Annotated in this window: 16 protein-coding genes; 4 read left to right on the top strand and 12 right to left on the bottom strand. The window is 67.5% G+C overall.

The genetic code is table 11. The features are described from left to right. The first annotated feature begins 153 nt into the window (after window positions 1–153). On the top strand, window positions 154–558 hold the full coding sequence (locus tag KIT89_RS00080; RefSeq protein WP_297602414.1) for a DUF4307 domain-containing protein: 405 nt from the start codon (window positions 154–156) through the stop codon (window positions 556–558). Window positions 559–623: 65 nt separating this feature from the next. Beyond that, on the top strand, window positions 624–1,121 hold the full coding sequence (gene greA / locus KIT89_RS00075; protein ID WP_297602413.1) for a transcription elongation factor GreA: 498 nt from the start codon (window positions 624–626) through the stop codon (window positions 1,119–1,121). Window positions 1,122–1,172: 51 nt separating this feature from the next. On the opposite strand, the gene ilvA is transcribed toward greA, so the two are convergent. The 6 genes from ilvA to KIT89_RS00045 all read right to left on the bottom strand — a co-directional run bounded on the left by ilvA (window position 1,173) and on the right by KIT89_RS00045 (window position 7,508). Beyond that, window positions 1,173–2,414 (bottom strand): threonine ammonia-lyase, encoded by a 1,242-nt coding sequence (ilvA, locus tag KIT89_RS00070; protein ID WP_297602412.1) that lies wholly within the window; start codon window positions 2,412–2,414, stop codon window positions 1,173–1,175. Further along, window positions 2,411–3,553, bottom strand: a complete 1,143-nt coding sequence (locus KIT89_RS00065) for an AI-2E family transporter (RefSeq protein ID WP_297602411.1) — start codon at window positions 3,551–3,553, stop codon at window positions 2,411–2,413. The genes ilvA and KIT89_RS00065 overlap by 4 nt, the downstream gene beginning before the upstream one ends. Before the next feature lie 35 nt (window positions 3,554–3,588). Next, entirely contained in the window at window positions 3,589–4,653 is a 1,065-nt protein-coding gene (locus KIT89_RS00060; RefSeq protein ID WP_297602410.1) for an ABC transporter ATP-binding protein, read from the bottom strand. Beyond that, on the bottom strand, window positions 4,650–5,456 hold the full coding sequence (locus KIT89_RS00055; RefSeq protein WP_297602409.1) for an ABC transporter permease: 807 nt from the start codon (window positions 5,454–5,456) through the stop codon (window positions 4,650–4,652). The genes KIT89_RS00060 and KIT89_RS00055 overlap by 4 nt, the downstream gene beginning before the upstream one ends. Next, window positions 5,453–6,277 (bottom strand): ABC transporter permease subunit, encoded by an 825-nt coding sequence (locus KIT89_RS00050; RefSeq protein WP_297602408.1) that lies wholly within the window; start codon window positions 6,275–6,277, stop codon window positions 5,453–5,455. Before KIT89_RS00050 ends, KIT89_RS00055 begins: the two co-directional genes overlap by 4 nt. Window positions 6,278–6,377: 100 nt before the next feature. Beyond that, a complete protein-coding gene (locus tag KIT89_RS00045) occupies window positions 6,378–7,508 on the bottom strand; it encodes an ABC transporter substrate-binding protein (protein ID WP_297602407.1) in 1,131 nt (376 codons plus the stop codon). Window positions 7,509–7,674: 166 nt separating this feature from the next. Here KIT89_RS00045 and KIT89_RS00040 point away from each other — a divergent pair, with 166 nt between their 5' ends. Next, window positions 7,675–8,880, top strand: a complete 1,206-nt coding sequence (locus tag KIT89_RS00040; protein ID WP_297602406.1) for a crosslink repair DNA glycosylase YcaQ family protein — start codon at window positions 7,675–7,677, stop codon at window positions 8,878–8,880. Window positions 8,881–9,027: 147 nt separating this feature from the next. Here KIT89_RS00040 and KIT89_RS00035 read toward each other — a convergent pair whose 3' ends face one another. Beyond that, window positions 9,028–9,906, bottom strand: coding sequence for a M48 family metallopeptidase (locus KIT89_RS00035; RefSeq protein ID WP_297602405.1), 879 nt, complete (start codon window positions 9,904–9,906; stop codon window positions 9,028–9,030). Window positions 9,907–9,933: 27 nt separating this feature from the next. Next, window positions 9,934–10,500, bottom strand: a complete 567-nt coding sequence (locus KIT89_RS00030; RefSeq protein ID WP_297602404.1) for a LemA family protein — start codon at window positions 10,498–10,500, stop codon at window positions 9,934–9,936. Between the two features lie 83 nt (window positions 10,501–10,583). On the opposite strand from KIT89_RS00030, the gene KIT89_RS00025 reads away from it, so the two are divergent. After that, window positions 10,584–12,623, top strand: a complete 2,040-nt coding sequence (locus tag KIT89_RS00025) for a hypothetical protein (RefSeq protein ID WP_297602403.1) — start codon at window positions 10,584–10,586, stop codon at window positions 12,621–12,623. Here the strand turns inward: KIT89_RS00025 and KIT89_RS00020 are convergent. The 4 genes from KIT89_RS00020 to KIT89_RS00005 all read right to left on the bottom strand — a co-directional run bounded on the left by KIT89_RS00020 (window position 12,618) and on the right by KIT89_RS00005 (window position 16,482). After that, window positions 12,618–13,787, bottom strand: coding sequence for a serine hydrolase domain-containing protein (locus KIT89_RS00020; protein WP_297602402.1), 1,170 nt, complete (start codon window positions 13,785–13,787; stop codon window positions 12,618–12,620). The genes KIT89_RS00025 and KIT89_RS00020 overlap by 6 nt on opposite strands. Continuing rightward, window positions 13,784–14,764 carry a glycosyl hydrolase family 32 gene (locus tag KIT89_RS00015; RefSeq protein ID WP_297602401.1) on the bottom strand — a complete coding sequence of 327 codons (981 nt, stop codon included), beginning with the start codon at window positions 14,762–14,764 and terminating at the stop codon, window positions 13,784–13,786. The genes KIT89_RS00020 and KIT89_RS00015 overlap by 4 nt, the downstream gene beginning before the upstream one ends. A gap of 63 nt (window positions 14,765–14,827) precedes the next feature. After that, window positions 14,828–15,652: a carbohydrate ABC transporter permease gene (locus KIT89_RS00010; RefSeq protein WP_297602400.1), complete on the bottom strand. Its 825-nt coding sequence runs from the start codon at window positions 15,650–15,652 to the stop codon at window positions 14,828–14,830. Beyond that, window positions 15,649–16,482: a carbohydrate ABC transporter permease gene (locus KIT89_RS00005; RefSeq protein ID WP_297603975.1), complete on the bottom strand. Its 834-nt coding sequence runs from the start codon at window positions 16,480–16,482 to the stop codon at window positions 15,649–15,651. The genes KIT89_RS00010 and KIT89_RS00005 overlap by 4 nt, the downstream gene beginning before the upstream one ends. Between the last annotated feature and the right edge of the window lie 82 nt (window positions 16,483–16,564).

Below are 16,564 nucleotides of genomic sequence, written 5' to 3'. Positions count from 1 at the left end.
CGAATGCGATCACGGGGATGCTCCTCACGAGGTTCACGTCGAGCCGCGGTCGAGGCAACCCTCACCTGCGAGCTCTACGCTGATAGGTCAAGGGTATCGATGTCACCTGTGCGGCACCGACGCTCACGAGCACCACGAAGGGTTCAGCACCGCATGACGAGCACGCAGCAGAGCCTCGATGAGCGCTACGGGCGCACGCCGGGAGCAGAGCGTCGGCAGCGCACGCTCATGATCGTCGCGGGAGTGGTCTTCGCACTCGTGTTCACGGCCTGGGTCGTGTGGGGTGGGCTGTCTGGCACGAACGCGTCGATCGAGACTCGCGAGCTGGGCTACGCCAACGCGACAGACTCGTCGATCGACGTGCGGTGGGAGGTGTCGGTCGACCCGGGGCAACCGGTCGGATGCGCCATCCAGGCGCTCAACGAGAGCTTCGGCATCGTCGGTTGGCGCATCATCGAGATTCCCGCGTCGACCGAGCGCACTCGCGTCTTCGTCGAGACGATTCGCACCGCAGAACCCGCCGTCACCGGTTTGCCCTACCGGTGCTGGCTCCCGTAACATCGCCGGAACCACTTGAAGGAACCGGCCCGCGGGCCGGTTCCTTCGCGTCAGGAGGCAATGACATGAGCGACAGCACCGGCAGCACCACTCAGTGGCTGACCCAAGAGGCGCACGACCGTCTCACGGCAGAGCTCGAGCACCTCTCGACCGAGGGCCGTGCCGAGATCGCGAAGCGCATCGAGGCAGCGCGCGATGAAGGCGACTTGAAGGAGAACGGCGGCTACCATGCCGCCAAAGACGAGCAGGGCAAGATCGAAGCCCGCATCCGCACCCTCACGGCGCTGCTGCGCAATGCCACGGTCGGCGAGGCGCCAGACGCCCACGGAGTCGTCGAGCCCGGCACCGTCGTCACGGCGACGATTCTGGGCGATGACGAGCGCTTTCTGCTCGGCAGCCGCGAGATCGTCGGCGACGACAGCGATATCGACGTGTACAGCGAGCAGAGCCCGCTGGGCCAGGCGATTCTGGGCGCCAAGGTCGGCGACACGGTGACCTACGAGGCTCCGAACGGTTCGACCGTCACGGTGACCATCGTCGATGTGAGCACCTACACCGGCTAGAAGTCGACGCGCGGGTCATAGCCCGAAACGCGTCAGCGTTGCGCGTGAACGCTAGAAGTCGACGCGCGGGTCATAGCCAGAGTCGCGCAGCGCCGCGAGCACCTGATCAGCATGCTCGGGGCCGCGGGTCTCGATGTGCAGTTCGAGCTCGACCTGGCTGATCGCGAGCCCTGTGCCGTGGCGCGTGTGCAGCACCTCGACGACGTTCGCGTTCTGGTCGGCGATGATCTCGCTCGTGCGGGCCAACTGACCAGGTCGGTCGGGCAAGGGGATGCGCAGCTTCAAGTAGCGCTCTGAGGCGGCGAGTCCGTGCGAGATCACGCGCTCCATGATGAGCGGGTCGATGTTGCCTCCCGACAGCACGACGACGGTCTGACCGGTAGCGCGCACGGCTCCGGTCAAGATCGCCGCCACTCCCACCGCTCCTGCGGGCTCGACCACGAGCTTGGCGCGTTCGAGCAGCACGAGCATCGCCTTGGCGATGTCGTCGTCGTCGACCGTGACGACCTCGTCGACCGCATCGCGGATGATGGCGAAGTTCAGGGCGCCCGGTTTCGAGACGGCGATGCCGTCGGCGATCGTCGGGGTGATGGTGATCTCGGTGGGCTCGCCTGCGGCGAGCGAGATCGGGTATGGCGCGGCGTTCGAGGCCTGCACACCGATCACTCTGATCTCTCGGCCGAGTGCTGCTGCGCGACGCTTGAGCACGCTTGCCACTCCTGAGATGAGCCCTCCTCCGCCGATCGGCACGATCACGGTCTCGAGGTCGGGCACCTGGTCGAGCATCTCGAGACCGAGCGTGCCTTGACCGGCGATGACGTCGGCGTGGTCGAAGGGGGGAATGTAGACCGCCCCGGTGCGCTCGGCAAACTCCTGCGCAGCCCGCAGCGGCTCATCGACGGTGTGGCCGCGCAAGACCACCTCTGCGCCGTAGCTGCGCGTGGCCTGCAGCTTGGGCAGCGCGACCCCGATGGGCATGAAGATGGTGGCCGCGATGCCCAGCTCGCGCGCCGCGAACGCGACACCCTGGGCGTGATTGCCGGCGCTGGCCGCGACGACTCCCCGAGCCTTCTCGTCGTCGGTGAGGTGCGACATGCGGTTGTATGCGCCGCGAATCTTGTATGACCCGGTGCGCTGCAGGTTCTCGCACTTGAGATGCACGGGCGCGCTCAGCACGTCGCTGAGGTAGCGCGAGGTCTCCATCGGCGTCACTTCTGACACTCGGCTGACGACGATGCGGGCTGCCTCGACGTCGGCGAGGGTCGGCCCGGCGAGGGTGAGCGGAGTGGTCATGAGCGCTCCTGCGGTGGGGGAAGAACGTCGGCCGCGACGGGGTGGGGGGTGGTGCGCCACGTGCCGGCCGCGATGTATCTCACGAACACGTTGACGAAGGCGACGATCGGCACCGCGAACAGCGTGCCGGGAATTCCTGCGATGAGCCCGCCCGCACCGACGGCGAGCACCACCGCAAGCGGATGCACGCGCACCGCCGTGCCCATGATGAGTGGTTGCAGCACGTTGCTCTCGAGCTGCTGCACGAGCAGCACCCCGCCGAGCATGAGCAGCGCGATCACCGGGCCGTTGTAGACGAGTGCGATCAGCACGGCGAGCGCACCGGTCACGATCGCGCCGATGAAGGGAACGAAGCTCGCCAAGAAGACGGCGACGCCGATGGGCAGCGCGAGCGGCAGGCCGAGCAGCCACGCGATGAGGCCGATGCCGAGCCCGTCGACGAAGGCGACGAAGATCTGCACCTTCGAGAAGTTGGTGAGCGTGATCCATCCGGCCTGGGCGGCACCGTCGACCGCCACTCGTGCCTTGCGCGGAAACAGCTTGACGACGAAGCCCCAGATGCCACGGCCGTCGATGACGAAGAAGAGCAGCGAGAACAGCACGAGCACAGTGCCGGCGAGAATCTCGGCCGCCGTCGTGCCGAACGACAGGGCTCCAGACACGAGTGGGCCATCGGTCGAGAAGTCGAGCTCGCCGAGCACGACGTCGAGCCACTCGGTCACCTCGTCAGCGCTCACCCCGAACGTGGCGGTGAGCCAGACCAGAAACTCGTCGAACGCTTCGACCGAGCGATCGCGCAGGCTGGGCCAGCCCGCGCGCACTTCGGCGACGACGAGCCAGACGAGCGCAGTCACGACTCCGAGCAGCGTCAGCATCGACGTCGTCACCGCGAGCCACCGCGGAAACTTCAGCCGACGATCGAGCCAGTTCGCGTAGGGCACCAGCAGCGCGGCGAGCAGCACCCCGATCAGCAGCGGGATGACGAGCAGGCGCAGTTCGATGATGAGAAAGATGAGCACCCAGAGGGCGCCCGCGACCGCCAAGAAGCGCCACGACCAGGCCGCGGCTGTGCGCATGCCCGGTGAGACGGCGTCATCGCCGCCGCGCACGGGCGGGTCTGCCTTGGGTCGCCAGAACATCCCGTCAGTCTACGAGCCTGAGAGCGCTCGACGGCTCAGTCGCGCGACACAGCCACGGGCTGCCCCGTGAGACGCACGTGCACGCTCTCTCCCGGTGCGGGCGACAGTGCGACATCGTGCTGCACGGCGAGTTCTGAGCCGTCGGTGAGGCGCACCCGGGTGCGGCGCAGTGAGCCGAGAAACGAGGTCGTCAGCACGGTGCCCTCTCGAGCATCCCGTTCACCGCTCGCGACGAAGACGACGTCTTCGGGGCGCACGAGCGCGATCGCGTCGCCCTCGCCGACGCTCGGGTCGATGAGGGCCAGCCGCTGGCCGGCGACCGTGATCGCCGCGCCTTCGACGCGACCGGGCAGCCGGTTGCTCAGCCCGACGAAGTCGGCGACGAAAGCGTTGGCGGGGCGGCTGTAGAGCTCTTCGGGGGTTCCGATCTGCTCGATCGTGCCTGCGCGCATGACGGCGACCCGGTCGGCGACCGCGAGCGCCTCTTCTTGATCGTGGGTCACGAAGAGCGTCGTGATGCCGAGCTCGGTCTGAATGCGACGAATCTGCTCGCGCAACTGCACGCGCACCTTCGCATCGAGAGCGCTCAGCGGTTCATCGAGCAGCAGCACGCGCGGCTCGGTGACGAGCGCGCGCGCGAGTGCCACGCGTTGCTGCTGGCCGCCCGACAGCTGGTGCGCGAAACGCTCGCCATGGTGGTCGAGCCCCACGAGGTCGAGCGCCTCATCAGCGCGACGCCGCCGATCAGCGGCCGGCACCCGCCGCATGCGCAGACCGAACTCGACGTTCTCGCGCGCGGTCAGGTGCGGAAAGAGCGAATAGGCCTGGAAGACCATGCCGATGTCGCGCCGGCTCGTGGGCACGTCGATCACGTCACGATCGTCGATGAGAATGTGGCCGTCGTCGGCCGACTCGAGGCCGGCGAGCACACGCAGTGCGGTGGTCTTTCCGCAGCCAGAAGGCCCGAGCAGCGCCACGAACTCTCCGGGTTCGAGCTCGAGAGAGATCTTGTCGAGCGCCGTCATCGTGCCGAATCGCTTGACGACGTCGACGAAGCCGACGCGGGCCGACGTGCGAACGGCGGGTGCGGTGGTGGTCATGTGGTCCTCCGGGTTCTGCCCCCGCCGATGCGCCCGATGACGAGCAGCAGCACGAAGGCGAAGAGCAGGGCGAGTAGTGCGAAGATGACGGCCACGAAGGCGTCGGCCTTCGAGGCGATGACGAGCGCGGTCTGCAGCGTGGTGCGACTGAGCAGTGAGGCGACCGTGAACTCGCCGAGCACCACCGCCACCGAGATGAACGCCGCAGCGAGCAGTCCGCGCCGAAGGTTGGGCACGAGCACACTCAGCACGACGACGGGCCACGAGGCGCCCAGTGACCGGGCTGCCTCGCTGAGGGTGATGATGTCGATCGAGTCGATGTTCGACTGCACGGCCCGATAGGCGAAGGGCAGCACGAGCACGCCGTAGGCGAGAGCAAGCGTCCACGCCCCGCTGCCCGCGAGTCGGCCGACCACCTGATACACCGGGGCGAGCCCGACGACGAGCACGATGGCCGGAATCGTCAGCGGCAGGAGGCACAAGAACTCGAGCACTCGCTTGAGACCCGGAAACCTCAGGGCGACGAGAATCATGGTCGGCACGAGCAGCACCATGACGAGCACGACGGTGACGATGGCGAGCACCACCGAGTTGCCGATGCCCTCCCACAGCGTGCGGTAGGCGCTGCCGATATCGCCGGTGAAGACGGCGATCCAGCGCGAGAAGTCGTGGCCGCCTTCGAGCCCCCGGCGCATCGTGAATTCGACCATCGACGCGATCGGAATGAGAAAGACGCCACCGATGACGATCAGGATGCTGCGCCGCAGCCACGGGCTGGGCGCGAGTCTGCCCGCGGCGCTCATCGCTGCCACCTCGCGGCACGACGCTGCACGAGCGCATAGAGGCTCATGACGATCGTCATGACGATGATCATGCCGAGGGCGAGGGCCCCTGCGAGATTCTCGCGGCCGAGCACAGTCTCGCTCGTGAGTGCCGCGCGAATCTGCAACGGCACGATCGACTGCCCCTGACTCGTGAGGGCCGCAGCCGTCGCATACGACGAGAAGGCGTTCGCGAACAGCAGCAGCAGCGAGCCGAGAAACGAGGGGGCGAGCACGGGAATGCCGATGCGCCACCAGAAGCTCGCAGTCGAGCCGCCGAGCGTGGCGTTCGCTTCGACCCACTGCGGCTTGAGCGCTTCGAGGGCGGGCAAGAAGACGATCACCATGAGGGGCACCTGAAAGTAGATGTAGGGCAGGATGAGCCCCGGGGCTTCATAGAGCCAGACGCCGTTGGCGTAGATGTCGAAGCCGGCGTCGCGCAGCAGCACGGTCATCGTGCCCTGAATGCCGATCGTCGCGACGAAGGCGAAGGCGAGCATGACGCCGCCGAACTGGGCGAGCACTCCCGAGGCCGAGTCGATGACCGAACGCAGGGGCCCGTCGTGTCGAACGCCGATGAGCGCGTAGCAGACGAGGGCGCCCAGCACCGCGCCGACGACGGCGGTGAGCGCCGAGAGCCACAGGGTCGTGATGAAGGTCGTCTGAATGACGGGGTCGCCGAGCGCCGCGACGTTATCCCACGTGAACGAGCCGTCTTTCTGAAAGAAGCCCGAACTCAGCGCCAGCACGGTGGGCAGCAGCAGAAACAGCGCGAGATAGAGGCCGAAGGGCACCAGGCCCATGGCTTGCGCGACTCTCGCCCGCGAGCCCGGGGCGCGGGTCGACCCCCGGCGCGCGGGGCGCCGGGGGTCGACCGCTGCCACGATGGGCGCGGCGGGCGTGTTACTGGACAGCAGCTGCCCAACGCTGGCCGAGCAGCGTGCCAGCAGCTGCGCTCTGCGCGGCCGAGGGCACGACGGTGTCTTCCGGAGCCTCCGGCAGCGCGGCGTACAGCGCCGTGTCGATCGTTCCCTCAGCGGCCATCGCCTCGGCGAGAACGGGGCGGGCGCCGCCCTTGAGCCACAGGTTCTGCGCCTCGGGGCTGTAGAGGAACTCCATCCACAGGCGAGCTGCGGCCGGGTTCGGCGCGTCTTTGTTGATCGCCTGGTTGTAGTAGCCGGCGTATCCGGTGCCGTCGAAGATCACGACCTCCCAGTTGCGCTGACCTTCAAGACCGGCTGCGTAGCCAGCGTTCAGGTAGTCCCAGTCGAACACGACGGGGGTCTCACCCGACGCGATCGTGGCAGGGGTCGGGTCGATCTTGATGAAGTTGCCGGCAGAGTTGAGCTCTTGGAAGAAGTCGATGCCCGCGCTGAAATCGTCGAGCGTTCCGCCGTTCTGCACGGTCGCCATGCCGACGGCCGCGAACGCCGCGCCGGCCTGAGTCGGGTCGCCGTTGATGGCGACCTTTCCGCGGTACTCGGGCTTCAGCAGGTCTTGCAGGCTCGTCGGGGCCGGAACCGCGTCGGGGTCGTAGCCGACAGCCATGTATCCGCCGTAGTCGGCGTAGAAGAGGCCGTTCGACTCTTTCAAAGCGTCAGGAATGTCGTTCCAGCGCTGCACCTTGTAGGGCGCGAAGTAGTCGGTGCTCGCGAGCGCCACGGCAAGGCCGAGGTCGAACACGTCAGGAGCCGTGTCTTGGCCCTTGAGGTTCTCGGCAGCCTGGATCTCTTCAGCGCTCGACGCGTCGGGCGACGCCTCATTGATGGTGATCTCGGGGTACTTCGAGGCGAAGAGGTCGAGAATCTCGCCGTAGTTCGCCCAGTCGCGCGGCAGGGCGATGACATTGAGCTGGCCCTCGGCCTTGGCGGCCGCCTCGAGCTCTTCGAACGAACCGAAGTCGGCCAGGCTGGTCGCCGTGGCTGCGTCGATACCGTTGGCAGGCGCCTCGGCACCGGCGTCGGCGCAAGCGCCGAGCGTGAGTGCGGCAGTCGTCGCGAGAGCGACGGCGGCGAGCGTGCGTGTGGTGTTCACGAATCCTCCGTGTAGTGCCCGCGGCGGCTCTGGCTGTGTTCCGAGCACGGGGAACCGCGGGTAGTGCTGACGCTAAAGAGAACAGGTTTCGGGTCGCCCCTCGGCGGGTGAACGGCAGGCGACGCGCGCGTGAGCAGTGGTCGGCGGTCGGCGATACGGTGGCGGTGTGCCACGACTCACTGCCGCCCAGGCGCGCCGCCTCGCCCTCGCCGCGCAAGGCTTCGACCGCGAGCATCCGGCGGCGGTGAGCACCCGCCAGCTCAACGCCACGATCGATCGTCTGCAGGTGCTGCAGCTCGATTCGGTGAACGTGTTCGCACGATCGCACTACCTGCCGCTGTTCGCGCGCCTCGGCGCCTACGACCAGAACGACCTCGATGCGAGCGTCTTCGCCCGCCGCGGTCGTTACACCGAATACTGGGCTCATGAGGCGGCGGTCATCCGGCGCGACGATTGGCCGCTCTGGCACTGGAAGCGCGAGGCCCTCCGCGCCCGCTACACCGAACGAAGCGCCTGGGTGCGCGGCAACACCGCGATGCTCGACTGGCTGCTCACCGAGCTCGCCGAGAAGGGGCCGCTCACCGTCAGCGAGGTCGAGCACGACGCGACGGAGCGTCGTGGCCCGTGGTGGGGGTGGAGCGACGTCAAAGAGGGTCTTGAGTACCTCTTCGCCTTCGGCGATGTCGTGAGCGGCGGGCGCCGAGGATTCTCGAGGGTCTACGCCCTGCCTGAGCAGGTGGGCCTCGCCGCACTGCACGCCGAAGCAGTGCCCCGCGTCGACGCTCAACGAGAGCTCGTGCTGCGCAGCGTGCGGGCACTCGGCGTCGGCACAGTGGGCGACATCGCTGACTACTACCGCTTGAAGATTCAGCCGACACGGGATGCCCTCCACTCGCTACTCGAGACCGGTGAGGTTGAACGCGTCAAGGTGCAGGGTTGGGGGCGCGAGGGCCGCGACGGAGATGGGTTCGTGGTGCCGGGGGTGAGCATCCCGCGCCGCATCGAGGCGACCGCCGTCTTGTCGCCCTTCGACCCGGTCGTGTGGAACCGTGATCGTGCGCTGCGACTGTTCGGCTTTCACTACCGCATCGAGATCTACACTCCGGCTGCGAAGCGGCAGTTCGGCTACTACACGCTGCCCGTGCTCGTCGATGACCGGCTTCTCGGCCGCATCGACCTCAAGAGCGATCGCAAGGCCGGGGTATTGAGGGTGCAGTCGGCGTGGGTCGAGCCGGGTTCTTCGGTGTCAGAACTCGCGGCGCGAGTGGCGCCCGTGCTGCGGAGGGCATCCACCTGGCAGGGCCTCGGCGAGGTCGTCGTGGCTGAGCCCCTGTGGGGCGATGCGGCGGCCGCGGTTCGCGCCGCCCTCTGAGTCATCCTCCGCCAAGCCTCGGCACTGGCTAGCCCGCGCACGCGCGCAGTACCGTGCCGCACACACCGTGGTCGCCGTGTGTGGCATGAGTCGCGAGACTTTTCGCGACTCATGCCAGAAACCACGACTCTCGCCGAGGCGCGACGCCTAGAAGCGGTTCGCGTTCTCGAGGATGCGCTTGACGCGGTCGGGAATGGGCGGGTGCGTCTGGAACATGCGGTCGACGACGCCGGGCTTCATCGGGTCGCTGATGTAAAGGTGCGCCATCGTCGAATTCTGGCGCTTCATGGGCCGCGCATAGTCGCCGAGCTTCTGCAGGGCGCTCGCGAGGGCCTCGGGGTCGCGCGTCGTGAGGGCGCCCGTGGCGTCGGCGAGGTATTCGCGCTGCCGAGACACTGCAGCCTGCACGACCGCGGCCACGAGCGGCGCGATGATCATGGCCAGCAGGCCGAGCACGAGCATGATCGGGTTGCCGTTGTTGTTGCGGCTGCCGCCCCAGAAGGCCATGCGGAACAGCACGTCGGCGATGAATCCGACAGCGACCACGAGCCCGAACACGATCGTCGCCACTCTGATGTCGTAGTTCTTGACGTGACCGATCTCGTGCGCCATGACCCCCGCGAGCTCTCGGTCGTTCATGATCTCGAGCAGCCCGGTGGTGGCCGCGACACTGGCGTGTTTCGGGTCGCGCCCCGTCGCGAAGGCGTTCGGGGCGGGGTCGTTGATGACGTACACCCGCGGCATCGGCAGGCCCTCAGTGATGGCGAGGTTCTCGACGATGCGGTAGAGGCGCGGGTTGTCTGCCTTGGTGATCGGCCTCGCCCCCGAGATCGAGAGCGCCTGAGACCCCGCGGCGAAGTACTGCACGATCGTGTAGATCGTCGCACCGATGAGCGTGCCGATGAAGATGCTGTAGTTGCCGCCGAAATAGAAGTCGGCGAACAGGCCCAGCAACCCGATGATGATGACGAACAGCACGATGATGAACACCGTGTTGCGCTTGTTCGCGGCTATCGCGCGATACACGTGAGGCTCCTGCCGGGGTTCGGCGTGCTAGAACTGCACGCGCGGCGGCTCGGCGATCGCTGCCGAATCTGCCACCTCGAAGAAGTCGCGCTCGGTGAAGCCGAGGCTGCGCACGAAGAGCGTGTTCGGAAACTGCTTGATCTTGACGTTGAGCTCGCGCACTCCGCCGTTGTAGAAGCGACGCGAGGCCTGAATCTTGTCTTCGGTGTCGACGAGCTCGCCCTGCAGCTGCAAGAAGTTCTGACTCGCCTGCAGCTGGGGGTAGGCCTCGGCGACGGCGAAGATGCTCTTGAGGGCCTGCTGCATGTGGTTCTCGGCAGCGGCAGCCTCGGCCGGGCCCTGTGCGCTGAGCGTCTCGGCGCGGGCCTTCGTGACGTTCTCGAAGACCTGCTTCTCATGCGCGGCATAGCCCTTGACCGCCTCGATGAGGTTCGGCAGCAGGTCGGCGCGGCGCTTGAGCTGCACCGTGATGTCGCTCCACGCCTCGTCCACGCGAACGTTGAGCGTCACGAGCGAGTTGTACGTCGCCCACAGGTAGATGCCTGCCACGACGACGAGCAGGATGAGCACACCGACGATCACCAGAATTTCCATAGATGACAGCATAGAGCGGGCCTGCGGGTGTCGACAGTGTCTCTGCTGGGAGAATGTCATGCGGGCGGCATGAGCGGGGGTGGGTGATGGGCGCACAAAGCCACGACTCGGCCCCACGCGACGACCGGGCGCTGCGCCGAACCGACCGTGCTCGCTGGCTCATCGTGTCGATGCTCGCCGTGATCGCGGCAGCGACCCTCGTGGCGGTGCCCGCCCAGCCTGCCGCTGCGGCGGCCGCATTCGATGTTCCTGCGTCGACCTTCGTGTCGGCGACCTCGGTGACGATCACCGGCACGAAAGACGTCGGCAGCACGCTCGTGATCCGTCGAGGCGGGGCCGTGGTGTGCACCGTCGGCGACCCCGATGCCGTCACCTTCACGTGCGCCTCGATCGCCGTCTCCAACGGCGTCGTCGAGTTCACCGGAACCGAGACGCTCGCCGACGAGACCACGGTGCCGATGGCGCCGCTCACGCTGCGCGTACTGGCACCTCCGTCGATCGACGGAGCCGGCTCGACCGTGATCACGACGGGTCGCTTCAGCGGCTTCGCCGAGCCCGGGGCCGACATCGAGCTCTCGACGACCGGCCCCGGCGGCAGCGCCACCCACTCCTGCCCTGAAGCCCTCTCGAGCGGATTCTGGTCGTGCGTCGTCGATGTGCCGAGCGGCTCGTACCAGGTGCGCGCCCGGCAGACTCTCGCGGGGCTCGGCCCCGAGTGGTCGGCGTTCTCAGGCGCCGTCTCCGCGTCGATCGACCGCACGCCGCCCGCGCCGCCGACCATCAGCTCTCCACGTGCCGGCACCACGACCCAGCCGGGCGTGACCGCGCGCGGTACCGGAGAACCGGATGCCCTGCTGCAGGTGTTCGTCAACGGCAGTCTCGCGTGCGAAACCATCGTGACCGGTTCGGGGGCGTGGGCCTGCCCCGTGCGCTGGCCGACCACCGGCACGATGAGGGTGCAGGCGCTGCAACGCGATGCCGCCGGCAACTTCAGCGCAGCGAGCCCGCGCGTCGACGTGCGCTATGAGCGCCCCGCGGCACCGCCCCCTGCCGACGAGGGCCCCAGCGAACCGCAGGAGTCGCCGACACCCGTCGAGTCGCCGACCCTGCCGCCCGCTCCCCCCGTCGAGACGGTGCCGCCGGTGCCATTTGACCCGATCACCGAGAACTGGGGAACGCCGACGGGTTTCGGCGCCTCCCTGCCGACGGCTCGCGATGTCGTCGATCGCGGTGGCTGGCTGCTCGCGCCCCTCGCTGGTCTCGCGTACCTGCTGCTCGTCGCGCTGCCGTTGCGCGTGTTCGCCACCTTCGTGGGGCCGCGAGCATTCCCGCCGCGTGTTCGTCTGACGGGCCGCAACCGCATCGACGCGGTGGTCGACGAACCCGCGACACCCTCACTCTCGCCCGTGCTGGTCGCTGCGGCGACGCTCGGGGGCGCCGCCGTGATCGCGGCCCTGTCGGGCGGAGTAGACGCCGAGGTGCGATACGTGCGCCTCACGGCAGCGATCGGGCTCGGGCTCGTCGTGCTGAACATCGTCGGAGTGCTGATTCCCGGCCGCCTTGCTGGGCGGGTGGCGGGCGTGCCGGCTGGTATGCGGCTTCTGCCGGGAATCTTGTTCGTCGCCCTCGTGCTGGCGCTGTTCTCTCGCTTCGGCGAGCTGCAGCCTCCGCTGCTGATCGGCGTGCTCATCGCCGCGGCCGCCGCTGTGGGGTCGAGCCGACGTGCACGGGCAGGCGTCGCCGTGGCTCAGACGAGCGCGGTCGCCGCGCTGGCGCTGCTCGCGTGGGCAGTGCACGACCTGATCACACCGAGCACGGGCTTCTGGATGACTCTGTGGTCAGAGACCGCGGCGGCTGTGACCCTCGGCGGGCTCGGATCACTGCTCGTGCTCTTGCTGCCGATCGGGCCACTTCCGGGCCGCACGCTGTACACGGTGTCGCGCCCCGCATGGGCCGTCGTCACCCTGGTATCTGCCTCGCTCGTCGGCGCGATTCTCGCATCGGGCCCGGCGTTTCCGCTGACGTCGCTCATCTTGCTCGCGGCCGCCTTCGCTGCCGTTCTGCTCGCCGTCACGGTCTGGGTCAGGTGGGTGGCGCCAGCCGTGCGCACTCCGGCGTCATGAGCTGACGCATTCGCGCAGCGCATCGATGATGCGCGTCGCCCGCTGATCGACGGCTTCCATCACGTTGGTCGTGAAGGCGAAGCCGATGCGGTGCACGGGGTCGGCGAACGCCACCTGGCCACCAGCGCCGTCGTGACCGAAGCTGTGCGCGGTGAGGTAGCGCCGAGCTTCAGAGTCGAGCTGGAAGCCCATCCCCCATCTCGGCCAGGGCGCAGGTGCAGGGTAGAAGGGCTGACCGTCGCTCTGACTCCGTCTTGCAATGTTCACGATGTCGGCGTCGAGCAGGCGCACTCCCCCCTCGGCAACCACGGTTGCCGACCAGATGGTCGCGAGCGCGCTGGCGCTCGCGATTGCCCCGGCGGCGGGAATCTGCGCGGCGTGCAGCCGCGGGTCGTTGAAGCCCTCATCACCATCGACGAGCGTAGGCGGCAGGGCGCCCCCCATCGTCATCGCTCGATCTGGCCAGTCGACGACGCCCGCGACCCGCTGCGCGGCGAGCTCATCGACATGGCTCCGCAGCGTCTCGCCGACGCTCAGCCTCGCGATGCGCGGCTCGATCGTGGCGGGCGCTCCGATCCAGGCATCGACGCCGAGCGGGTCGGTGATGACCGTTCTGAACCAGTCGCCCGGGGTCGCTCCAGTGATGCGCCGGATGACTTCGCCGATCAACCAGCCGTGGGTGATGGCGTGATACGAGTGCGCGTATCCGGGAGCCCACAGCGGGCGCTGAGCGGCGAGCGCCGAGGTGACCGTGCTCCAGTCGAGCAGGTCGTCAGTCGAGAAGTCGACGACTGGAGCACTGAGCCCGCTGCGGTGCGCCAGCACGTGTCTGACGAGCACCTTCTCTTTACCTGCCTGGGCGAACTCCGGCCAGTACTCGGCGACAGGTGCCTCGTAGTCGAGCCGACCCTCTTGCACGAGCTTCGCCGCGAGAATCGCCATGAGCCCCTTCGTGCACGAGAAGATCACGCTCACCGTCGAGTCGCTCCACGGGGTCGACGTGCGGGCATCGGCCACTCCACCCCAGAGATCGACGACCGGCCTTCCGTCGGCGCGCACGGCCAACGCCGCGCCCATCGCGTCGTGCTGGCTGAACGCTTCTGCGAACGCCGCGGCCACCGGCTCGAAGCCCGGTGCGACGGTTCCGCCGACCTCCGGGGTCACGAGAACACCTCTGCTGACTGATCGACGCTGATGCCGGTCAACGCGCTCCAGCGCAACGGCATCGGATCGGTGATGCCCCCGGTGAAGACGGAGTCGACGGTCGTGTTGCGAAAGGCCAGCAGCTGCGGCTGACCGTCTCGATCAGTCACGACACGCGCTGCGTAGTGCGCATCGTCGAGCAGCAGCCTGGCGGAGCTCGCGTCGATGCTGCTCAGGGCATCATCGACGTCGACGATCCAGATGCCACCACGCTCACCTCGCTCGGCACGTGCTCCGGCGAGCGCCGGGGTATCGCACGAGAAGATGACGGCGCGGTGCCCGTCGACGTCGATCACTTGGGGCACCTCGAGATGACAGAACCCCGCACCGGGCTCAGACAGCGGTGGGCGCACCTGCCACGAGATCAGGTCGTCAGAGGTGGCCAGACCGATCACTCCGCGATCGAGCTCGTCGTCACCGTGCGACGATCGGGCGGTCAGCAGCATCCACCACCCGTGCCCGCGGGGAGCCTGCATGACCCACGGGTCGCGCCAGGCTTCTTCACGCCACGAGGTCGCGCCCAGCGTTTCGTACAGCGATGGGTCTGCCGAGAGCGCCTGCTCAGGATGCTTGACCCAGGTATGCAGGTCGTGCGACGTCGCCACGGCAACGGTCTCGATGTTCGCCGCGCCCAGAGGTGTGAGAAAGCGCGAGCCCGTGTAGAACATCCGCCAGCCGCCATCGACATCTCTCACGACGCTGCCCGTCCAGGTCGCGTCGGCGTCGATGGCTGTGCTGCCGTCGGGTGCCAGGCACTCGCCGAGGTCTCTCCAGGTGCGCAAGTCGGTCGAGACCGCGTGGCCGACTCGAGCATTGCGGTGCCGCAGATCGGGGTCGCGAAGGGTGCGCGGTGCATGCAGGTAGTACAGGTGGAAGCGATCGCCGTCGTCGGCGAACCAGAAATCCCAGACCCAGTAGTCATCGCGGGAGAACGGCATGGTGGGGCACCTATCTGTGTGGTGGAAGGTCGAGCAACCCTGACGGGAGTGCGGTGGCGCTCGTCAGCCCTTGACGGCGCCCTGCAGCAGGGCCTTGATGAACTGCCGCTGGAAGATGAGGAAGATCGCGATCGCCGGAAGCACGATGATCAGGGCCCCCGCGTTCAGCAGGGGGATGCTGAGGTAGTACTGCCCCTGGAAGAACGTGAGGGCACCGGCGACGGTGCGATCGAGCGGATTCGCGATGAGCACGACGGGCAGCAAGAACTGGTTCCAGGTCCAGATGAAGAGCAGAATCGTCAACGCGCTCACCGACGGCATCGCGAGCGGCAGCTGGATTCTGGTGAACTCTTGCCACAGGGTCGCGCCATCGACTCGGGCAGCCTCAGACAGCTCTCGCGGCACATTGACGAAGTGCGCGCGCATCCAGAACACCGAGAACGGCATGAAGAGGCCGATGAGCGGAAAGATCACGGCCCATTGGGTGTTGAGGGTGCCGAGTGCCTGCGCCTGGTAGTAGAGCGGAATGATGAGCGACTCGAACGGAATGGTGAGCCCCAGCACGAAGACGATCAAGATGACGCGGTTTCCTCGCACCCGCAGACCGCCGAGAGCGTAGCCGGCCAGGGTGGCGATGATGAGACTCACCGGCACGACGCACAGCACGATGAAGGCGCTCGACCCCATGAGGCGCCAGACGTTGCCCACCTCGAACGCGGTCACGAAGTTGATCCACTGAGGATCAGTCGGCCACGACATGCCTGTCGGATTGCGATCGGCCGGCTGCAGTGCGGCAGACAGCATGTTGAGCAGGGGGATGAGAGTCAGAATGAGGGCGAGAATCAGCAGCACTCGGCCGATCAGCACTTCGTTGCGCGACGCGATCAATGGTCACTCGCTCTCGCCAGTCGCTGCACCGGCAGCACGACCGCGAGCACCAGCACCATCATGACGATGCCGAAGGCCGAGGCGAGCCCGACGTCACTCTGCGTGAACCCGATGCGGAAGATCAGGAGGCTCGGCACAAGGGTCGCCCGACCGGGCCCTCCCTGTGTCGAGGTGTAGATGATGTCGAAGGTGCTCAGTGCCGCGATCACCGTGAGCGTGACGAGCACGGCGATCTCTTGCCGCAGCCCCGGAAGGGTGATGGTGAAGAACTCACGCCACCAGCCCGCGCCGTCGAGACGAATCGCCTCGAACAGCGAGGTGTCGATCTTGCCGATGCCGGTGAGCAGCAGCACGGTGCAGAGGCCGGTGAGCACCCATGAGCCGATCAGGCCGACGGCGGGCAGCGCCGTGTCGTAGTCGGCCAGCCACGGCCGGCCGAGCCACCCCAGCCCGAACCATCCGAGAATCTGGTTGACGGCTCCGGTCTGCGCGTACATCCACGACCACGCGATGCCGGCTGCCGCCAAGGGGATGATCTGCGGCAAGAACAGAATCGTCTGGGATGCACGCAGGAAGACTCCGTCGCGCATCGACCTGATCAGCGTGGCCAGCACCAGACCGGTGCCGACCGGGATGACGGTGAAGAACGCGATCAGGAAGAACGCGTTGCCGATGGCTCCCAGCAGGTTCTGGTTGGTGAAGACGGTGATGTAGTTGTCGATGCCGACCCAGGTGGAGGCCCCGATGCCGTTCCAGTCATAGAACGAGTACTGGATTCCTGTGGCCAGCGGGTAGATCACGAAACTCGCGTATGCGGCGAACGCCGGCACGATCAGCAACCAGCCCGAGATGTCTGCCCGTCGGGGCGCCGCGCCAGCCGCCGCCCCCCCAGGGGGGGGCGCCGGACGACCC

It is taken from the genome of Microcella sp., assembly GCF_025808395.1.
GTDB lineage: Bacteria > Actinomycetota > Actinomycetes > Actinomycetales > Microbacteriaceae > Microcella.
This window is presented reverse-complemented; position numbering and strand designations above follow the sequence as displayed.